The organism is Massilia sp. NBRC 108631, from assembly GCF_059704565.1.
This window is the reverse complement of the sequence record NZ_BAAKJE010000235.1, coordinates 1-8013: the sequence shown is the minus strand read 5'-3', so window position 1 is coordinate 8013 and position 8013 is coordinate 1. Positions and strand designations below refer to the sequence as shown.

7 protein-coding genes are annotated in these 8013 nt (G+C 65.2%); 2 read left to right on the top strand and 5 right to left on the bottom strand.

The window, feature by feature from the left end:
* Positions 1-37: 37 nt before the first annotated feature.
* From pepA to AC6H42_RS25515, 5 genes are all read right to left on the bottom strand, one after another.
* On the bottom strand, positions 38-892 hold the full coding sequence (pepA, locus tag AC6H42_RS25535) for a flocculation-associated PEP-CTERM protein PepA (RefSeq protein ID WP_497549256.1): 855 nt from the start codon (positions 890-892) through the stop codon (positions 38-40).
* A 352-nt stretch (positions 893-1244) separates the two neighbouring features.
* On the bottom strand, positions 1245-2318 hold the full coding sequence (locus tag AC6H42_RS25530) for a nitroreductase family protein (RefSeq protein WP_497549255.1): 1074 nt from the start codon (positions 2316-2318) through the stop codon (positions 1245-1247).
* Positions 2315-3208 (bottom strand): ThiF family adenylyltransferase, encoded by an 894-nt coding sequence (locus AC6H42_RS25525; protein WP_497549254.1) that lies wholly within the window; start codon positions 3206-3208, stop codon positions 2315-2317. The genes AC6H42_RS25530 and AC6H42_RS25525 overlap by 4 nt, the downstream gene beginning before the upstream one ends.
* A 2-nt stretch (positions 3209-3210) precedes the next feature.
* Positions 3211-3945 carry an N-acyl amino acid synthase FeeM domain-containing protein gene (locus tag AC6H42_RS25520; RefSeq protein WP_497549253.1) on the bottom strand — a complete coding sequence of 245 codons (735 nt, stop codon included), beginning with the start codon at positions 3943-3945 and terminating at the stop codon, positions 3211-3213.
* Between the two features lie 288 nt (positions 3946-4233).
* A complete protein-coding gene (locus tag AC6H42_RS25515) occupies positions 4234-6780 on the bottom strand; it encodes a DNA internalization-related competence protein ComEC/Rec2 (RefSeq protein ID WP_497549252.1) in 2547 nt (848 codons plus the stop codon).
* A 167-nt stretch (positions 6781-6947) separates the two neighbouring features.
* Here AC6H42_RS25515 and AC6H42_RS25510 point away from each other — a divergent pair, with 167 nt between their 5' ends.
* Both AC6H42_RS25510 and AC6H42_RS25505 read left to right on the top strand, forming a co-directional pair.
* Positions 6948-7385, top strand: coding sequence for an Hsp20/alpha crystallin family protein (locus tag AC6H42_RS25510; protein WP_057157330.1), 438 nt, complete (start codon positions 6948-6950; stop codon positions 7383-7385).
* 15 nt (positions 7386-7400) lie between these two features.
* Positions 7401-7859, top strand: a complete 459-nt coding sequence (locus AC6H42_RS25505) for an Hsp20/alpha crystallin family protein (RefSeq protein WP_497549251.1) — start codon at positions 7401-7403, stop codon at positions 7857-7859.
* Positions 7860-8013 lie beyond the last annotated feature (154 nt).

Genomic DNA, 8013 nt, shown 5'->3' with positions numbered 1-8013 from the left:
GCCGCCGATCCTGCATGCACCACTTAACCAGCTTTGCTCAAGCCAGCCGCGCAGAGCGCGCCGTTGGCGTTTTGCGGCGCAATATGCCCATGCCCAGCAGGCCGATGCCGGTCAGGGCCAGCACGCCGGGTTCGGGAACGGCTGCGGCGTTAAAGTCCAGGATACCGGCCTCGGAATCGATCGCCACCACCTTGGCGCCGATGCAGTTGGCGGTGTCGCAGCTCAGCCCTTGCGAAGTATTGTTGAACGCCGTGAACGCAGCGTTGTAGAAGGGATCGGGCGACGTGAAATAGCTTGCGCCGGCCGCCGTCAGGGTCCAGCCGATGTTCAGGTTCTGGTAAGCGCCGCCCAGCGGGTCGAGCCCGCCGATGCCGGAAATCAGCTGGTTGGACGAAGCCAGCAGGATATCGGCCGAGTTCTGGGTATTCACCGACGCGTTGGCCGCGACGGTGGCGGGATTGTAGGTGTTGTCGTTGCCCGGATCGGCGTACAGGCTGAAGGTCATGCCGGTCGTCACGCAGTTCACGCCGGGCGACAGGTCGCCGCTGCAGCTGAGGTCCTGGTGGAACACGGCATACAGGCCATAGTCGAAGTTAACCCGGCTCACGGTGCCGGACACCGGCAGGCTGTTCAGGGAGAAGCCGGTGAAAATGGCATAGCCGTCGGTGGTGTAATTGTGGTTCACACCCGTGTGGGCGATGCGGTTGGAGGAGAAGCCGCTGATGGCAGAGGCCTGGAATGGCTGGCCGCTATTGCTCAGCACGCCGCCCAGGTTGGGCGAGACCGTAAAGACCGGCATGACAGCGGCGCCGGCGCCGGCGCCGGCGAGCAAGCCCGCCGCCAGCAGTGCGCGGCCGGTGCCGCGCCGCAGTGTTGCATATGGTTTTTTCATTTCATCTCCAGAGAGGGACGCTAGAACTGTTAAAAAATAAAATATGACCTTGTTTACAAAGTGGCCACGCAACAACTCAGCAAAGACCATGCCTGGATTTTAATAATGTTATAAAACAGCGACTTAATTGTAACTTCAAAAAGTTAACGGTTGTTTTAAAATATTATATGTAAGAATTTCCGACACCCGCTTCATTTTAATAATTATTATTACGTATTGGAAACTTGAAACAATCCGATAGAATTTTTTATTATTTCCCCATGCAGCGGCCACGCAGGATCTACAGGCGAGAATAAACACCTGGAATAAATACGCGAATTGTCACAGGGAGATTAAAACGGGAGCGGCGGAACTAGGGCAGCATTAACTCCGACAAGGGCTTGCGTTCAGCGCGCGACACCGGCGCCGGCCCGAAGCCAAGGCGCCCCATGTAAACCGGGTGGCGCCCGGCGCCGCAGGTCATGGCCTCGGTCTCGGCCTTCAACTCGGCAGCTTGCGCCTGCAATGCGTCCAGCTTGCTGAACCGGCGCCCTTCGTCGATGTAACGGGCGAAGATCAGCGGTGTCATTTCGGGCTGCATGTACAGGCCCAGCGACGTCAGGCGCAGCCAGAAGCGTTGCACCGCCCTGCCTGCATCGACGAAGTCGTCCACGCTGGCGGGCGCGCGGCGCGCCTGGAGTACGAAATGGGCTGCGCACAGCACCCCGGGCAGCAAGTCCATCTGCAGCCGCGGCGCCCAGGTTCCCAGCATGGCATTGACCTTGGATAAACGCGACCAGCTTGTCATGGCCCATTTCATCAGCCGCAGGGTGGCCGCGTCCGCACCCAGCGCCTGGTCCGGCACCCGGTCCGGACTATGCGACACCCCCCAGTGGATGATGCGCCTGTGCACTTCGTAGGCCTCCGGCATGGTCAGCCGCAGGCGGGCGTTCCGGTACATCAGGCGTGCCGCGCGCCACTTTTCCTCGCGGCTTTCCAGCCAGTGCACTGCGTAATCCGGACCTGCGGCTTCTTCCAGTGTCGCTTTGTCCGCAGCGCCCAGCGGGCGGGTGCTCATCGGCCGGCGCTGCACGGCGCGGGTCACGATGAAAGGCAGCATCGGATGGGGCGGCAGGCCTGCCAACGGGTTGAAATGGACGTCGAATATCAGCTCCTCGTCCAACTCGGGCGCGCGGACGCGGCGGACAGCGCTGGCAGCCCAGCCGTGCGCCGTGGCCGCGATCGCTATTGTTTCGAGCAAGGCGCCGAGGGCGATCTGGCTGGCGTGGCCATCCAGGTCGTAGACGCAGTCGGCGCGCGTATCGCGCGCATGGATCACCACATGGTGTGGCCCGGCAACTTCAAAGCGGTGCGACTGCACGTTGTCGCCGCTGGGCGCCCAGCGTGCCAAGTCCAGGATCTGCATTACGGTGGCGTTCTGTGTCATGGCTGGCGCAGGCTTGTGCTGTAAAAATAACGGCCGATGCGGATCGCCAGCCATTGCAGTGGATTGCGGTTGCCGCCCGGCCGCCAGGTGCGCACCAACTTGTCGCGGAAGGCGTCGTACTGGGTGGCGTGCGGCACGGCGAGCACCCTGCCGCGTTTGAGCAGGATCTTCAGCGCCTGCGTCACCGCCACGCCGGCGCACAGCTGGCAAGCCATGACCGTCGACGGGCCGCGCCGTTCGGGAAGATTGACTGCCGCCGGCTCGACCAGGTAAGGCCGGTGCAGCCCTGCCGGCGCCAGGCCGATCAGGAAACGCAGGGCTTTTTCCGGGTCCGGCAAATTGCCCCACCTGAAATATTCTTCGAAAGTCATTTTGCCTGGCATGAAATTCAGGCTGGCCACTCCCATGCCCAGCGGCGCTGCCATGGTGGCGGGGATGCCAAGCCGGGCGCACTCGGCGTAGGTGGCTGCGCGCGCGTCGAAGGCGAAAAAATCCAGGCCATCCACGTACAGGTCCACGCCGTCAAGGAAGTCGCCCAGGTTGCCGGCATTCACGCCCTGCGGGAACACCCGCACCGCCATCCCGGGATTGATGTCGCGCGCCATGCGGGCCGCCACATCCACCTTGGGCAAGCCCAGTGTGGAGACAAAGGCGCCTGCCTGGCGGTTGAAATTGACGATATCGAAGCGGTCGAAATCGGCAATATGGACGGCGCCGATACCCAGCCGCGCCAGCGCCAGCAAATGCCAGCCGCCAACGCCCCCCGCCCCCGCAATGGCCACCCGCTTGCCGCGCAGGGCGGCCTGCTCGGCTGCTGTAACCCAACCGATATTCCGCGAAAAGGCTTGCTCGTACACAAATTCGGCATTGCCGCCTGAGGTGTCCGCCATGGTCATCCGTTCCGTTGCCTGAGCCGGTTGACTATGCCCTGCTCCTCGCGTGGCGAATAGAACAAGGGGAAGAAGGAGCGCACGCCGACCGCCGCCGCACCCTTGCCGCCATACAGGCGGGTCTGCTCGGTCATATAGTCGAGCGCCACGTGCATCAGGATGCCGCGCACATTGACGCGCGGGTTGACCTTTTCCTCACCCAGTTGCTCAAAGCCAAGCATATGGTTGAAGAAACCACGGTGGCGCGGGCTGATCTCGATGAATATGTAGTCGCAGGCATGGATGTCGCGCGCAAAGATGACCGACAGGTTGAACAGGGCCGCCAGATAACTCTTGGACGTGCCCCCCATGTCGAAGGCCAGCTTGGTGATTTCGCAAACCCGGGCGCCGCGCGCGCGGAATGCGTCGATCTCGTCCTTGAATAGCTGGTCGGCCAGCAGGCCGGACGGCGAATCCAGGCCCAGGGTCAAGGTGCCGACCGCGTCGCCGCGCCGGTGCGCCATCAGGGTGACGCGGTTGGGGTCCGGCGTCAGTGCGTGGGTCCCGGCCAAGCCGCGCCAGGCGTACATTTTGTGGATCAGCATGCTGGCCTTGTTGCGGCCCTCCGGCGTATCCACCAGCCGTATGCCGAACGATTCCTCGTCGGTTACGATGTCCTCTATGCCGGACTGAGCGCCGTCTTCAGCCACATTTGAATCGAGCAGGTTTTCCAACCCCGCCTCTAGCTCACCGTTCATGTCGATTTCCAGAATAAAAAATCACGCCACATAGGGAGGTCCGGAAATATCTTGGCATGTTAGCTCCTCCATGGCAAGTAATAGTTTACGGGACGATTACTATCAATATGGAAGCATCTTCGACATGCAGTTCAATTGAAACATATTGAATTCCATCAGGAAACAAATATTATATCCATTAGTGAGATTCGGTGAGAATTAATATTAATTATTTTAATTCTTCCGCCTTACCAACTGCACGGATAAAAATACGCTGCCGTCTCGGATATTCAATCTAGACCTGGGCGGTCATGGTTGCCGCCAATAACGGGGATAAGCAGCGCGGTAGCGCTCCACGCCGAGCCGGCCGCCGAACACCAGAGTGATGGCGCCGGATTCATCGGTGCGCAGGCGGTGCGCTGCCAGACTGCCGTAACGCCGGTAGACCTGGGCTTGCGGGTGGTGATAACGGTTGCGGTAGCCAACCTGGAATATCGCGTAACCGGGCCGCACTGCCGCCAGGAACGCGGGCGTAGAGGAAGTGCCGCTGCCGTGATGCGGCGCCAGCAGCACGTCCGCAGCCAGCCGGCCAGGGGCGCGGCCTAGCAGTTCGGCCTCCTGCGCCGCCTCGATATCGCCCGCCAGCAGCATCGCCCTGCCGGCGGCACTGATCCTCAACACGCAGCTGCGGCCGTTGTTCTTCAGCGCGGCATCGCCGTAGCTGGCGGCGGCCGGGTGCAGTACTTCGAACAGCACGCCGTCCCAGGTCCATGCCTGGCCGGCCTGGCAGCGCGTGTGCAGCGGTGCGGCGCGCACGACCGGATGGCCGGCGGGCAGCGAGCTCAGTGTCCAGGCCGCGCGCACGGCCTCCATCACGGCCAGCGCCCCGCCCGCGTGATCGGCGTCGGCATGGCTGACCACCAGCGCGTCCAGCGCGGTGATGCCGCGTGCCCGCAGGTAAGGCGCGATCACGCGGTTGCCCCCGTTGGACTCGGGCGTGTAGGCAGGACCGGTGTCGTACAGCAGCCGATGGCCGGCAGTCTCCACCAGCAGCGCCATGCCCTGCCCCACGTCGAACGCCACCACCCTGAATTCTCCCTCGGGCGGATGGCTGGGCACGGCAGCCAGCAGCGGCACCCACGTCACCAGGCCCAGCCAGCGCACCGGCCAGCCGCGCGGCGCCAGCATCCACGCGGTGCCGAACAAGGCCCAGCAAAATACCCAGGGTGGCGGCACCGGCGCGGTCCAGACGGCGATGCGGCTCGCGCTCAGCCACTGCAGCGCCTGCGCCAGCAGCCAGACCATCGCGTGCGCCAGGTGCAGCAGCGGCGCCGCCAGCGGCTCGGGCAGCACGGCGCCCGCCAGCGCCAACGGCGTCACCAGCAGGCTGACCACGGGAATGGCGACCGCGTTCGCCAGCGGACTGACCACCGAGACCTGCGCGAACAGCAGCATGGTCAACGGCACCAGCCCGACCGTGACGGCGTACTGCACGCGCGCGGCCAACTTCAGGTCCGCCATCCAGCGCTGGCGGCGCGTCAATGGCTGGCGGCGCGGCGGGCGGTGCGGCTGCGCTGGCGCCGCTCCGTGCGGCCGCGTGCCGCTGCCGGCTGCGCCAGCAATCGCCGCGCCCACGCCCAGCGCCACCATGTCGCCGCTGAGGTGATGCGTTTCGGTGCGTCCCACGGTGGCGTACAGGATGGCGGCAACGGCGCCGAACGAGAGCCAGAATCCCGGCCACATCACCGCCCAGGGATCGAGCAGCACCACCACGCCGGCCGCCAGGCAAAGCACGTGCGTAACGCTGGTGAGCCGGTCGCTCCACAGGGCCACAGCGATCACCGCCAGCATGTACAGCGTGCGCTGAGCCGGCACGCCGAAGCCCGCCAGCAGTACATAGGCCAGCGCCGCCATCATGCCCGCCAGCGCCGCCACCTTCTGCGCCGGCAACAGCAGCGGCAGTTGCGCGCGCGTGAAAAAGGAGCGCCGCCACAGCGCCGACGCAGCCAGCGCCACCAGGCCGGCGATCATGGTGATGTGCAGGCCGGAGATGCTGATCAGATGGCTGATGCCGGTACGGTTGAACACCTGCCAGTCCGACTGCGGTATGCCGCGCTGGTCCCCCACCACCAGCGCCACGATCACACCCGCATACTCCTTGCCCTCCAGCACCCGTTGTAGGCGCGCCCGCAGCACCGCGCGGCAGCGCTCCACCATGTTGGTGAAGCCAATGACAAACGGCGCCAGGCGCTGGTTGCGGCCATCCTGCCGCACGTAGCCGGTGGCGCGCACGCCCTGCTCCAGCAGCCACAATTCGTAGTCGAATCCGTACGGATTGGCATTGCCGTGCGGGCGCTGCAAGCGCACAGTCAGCCGCCAGCGCTCGCCCGGCTGCACGTCGCCTATCGCCAGCACTTCGCCGCGATAGCCCGCATACCAGGAAAGCGCGACCAGCGGCGGCACCCGCATCGCGCGCCGTTCCACCTGCTCCACCGCGAAATTGAAGCGCACGCCGCCCTCGAAGCGGTTGGGCAGGTTGGCGACGGTGCCGACCAGCGTGACGTCCCGGCCCTCATCGGCCTTGGCCAGTTCGGGCGCCAGCGCCGCCTGCGCCAGCAGCGCCGCCCAGCAGAACCCGACAGCAGCGCCCATCAGCGCGGCCAGCACGTGCCGCAGCCAATGCACCCGCACCGGCAGCCTGCGCGGCGGCGGCAACGGCAGCAGCGCCAGCGCCAGCGCCAGCGCCACCGCCCCGGCGACGGCGCCCGCCAGCGCCACCGGCGCATGCGCGGGCAGCGCCGCCTGCATCTGCAGGCACGCGGCACCGCCGACAAAGCCAAGAATTGCGCATCGCATACCGGTCCCAGCCAAAAAACCGATTATTGCGGAGCAACGGCCGGCGCGTACTACGCGCGATCAAACTTGCTGCGTGCGGCGCAACGATCTTCCGGGCCGGCGCCGCGACATGGAACCAAATGCGCCGGCCGCATGTCGAACTGACTTTCAATAGGAGGTGCGTCATGATGTTTCGATCAATGCTACCAGGGGATTTGTTCGCGGAACTGGACCGCTTTCAGCGCGACATCGAGCAAGCCCTGGATTTCGGCCCCAGCATCCGCGGCCTCGGGCGCGGCGGCTTTCCCGCGCTGAACGTGGGCGCCACGCCCCGCAGCGTCGAGGTGTACGCCTTCGTGCCGGGCCTAGAGCCCGCCAGTATCGATGTGCAAATCGAGAGCGGCGTGCTGACCATTGCCGGTGAGCGCGCGGATGACCTGTCCACCCAGGCGCAGCAGGCAACCGTCCAGATCAATGAGCGCTTCGCGGGGCGCTTCAAACGGGTGATCAGCCTGCCGGAGGATGCCGATGCGGACGCGGTGAATGCCGAGTACCGCGACGGCGTGCTGCATGTCAGCGTTGCCCGGCGCCAACCGCCGCCCGCGCGCCAGATTTCTGTTCATTGACGGGAGAATGTCATCATGCAAAGCAATCAGCCGCAGGACCAGCAACAGAGCCAGAACCAGGCCGCCAACCCGGGACAGGATGGCGGCGCCCAGGGCCGCGAGCTGCAGCAGCAAGGCCAGCGCCGCGCCACGGCGGCCGGGCCGCGCCCGCTGCGGCCGCCGGTCGACGTGATCGAGGACGGAGGCGGCATTACGCTGCTGGCCGACATGCCCGGCGTGTCCAGGGACCAGCTTCAACTGCGGCTCGAGACCGGCAGCCTGATCATTGAAGGCGAACTCGGCATGGCCGTTCCGGGCGACATGGAATCGCGCTATGCCGAGGTGCAGCAGCAGTACTACCAGCGCACGTTTTCCCTGTCCAGGGAGCTCGATGCCGAGCAGGCCACGGCCGAGCTCAAGAACGGGGTGCTGAACGTGCGGATACCGAAAACCCAGCAGGCGCAACCGAGGAAGATCGAGATCACCAGCGCGTAAGCAAGCCGACAACGGGCGCAGGAGCCATGAGCGGAACGCATCGCACTAGACAAGTCGCCGGACGCCCGCTGCTGGTGGCGCTGGCCGTGCTGGCCTGTGCCGGGGCGGGCGGCTGTTCGCGCTCCGAGCCGCCGGCGGCGCCGGCGCCGCCACC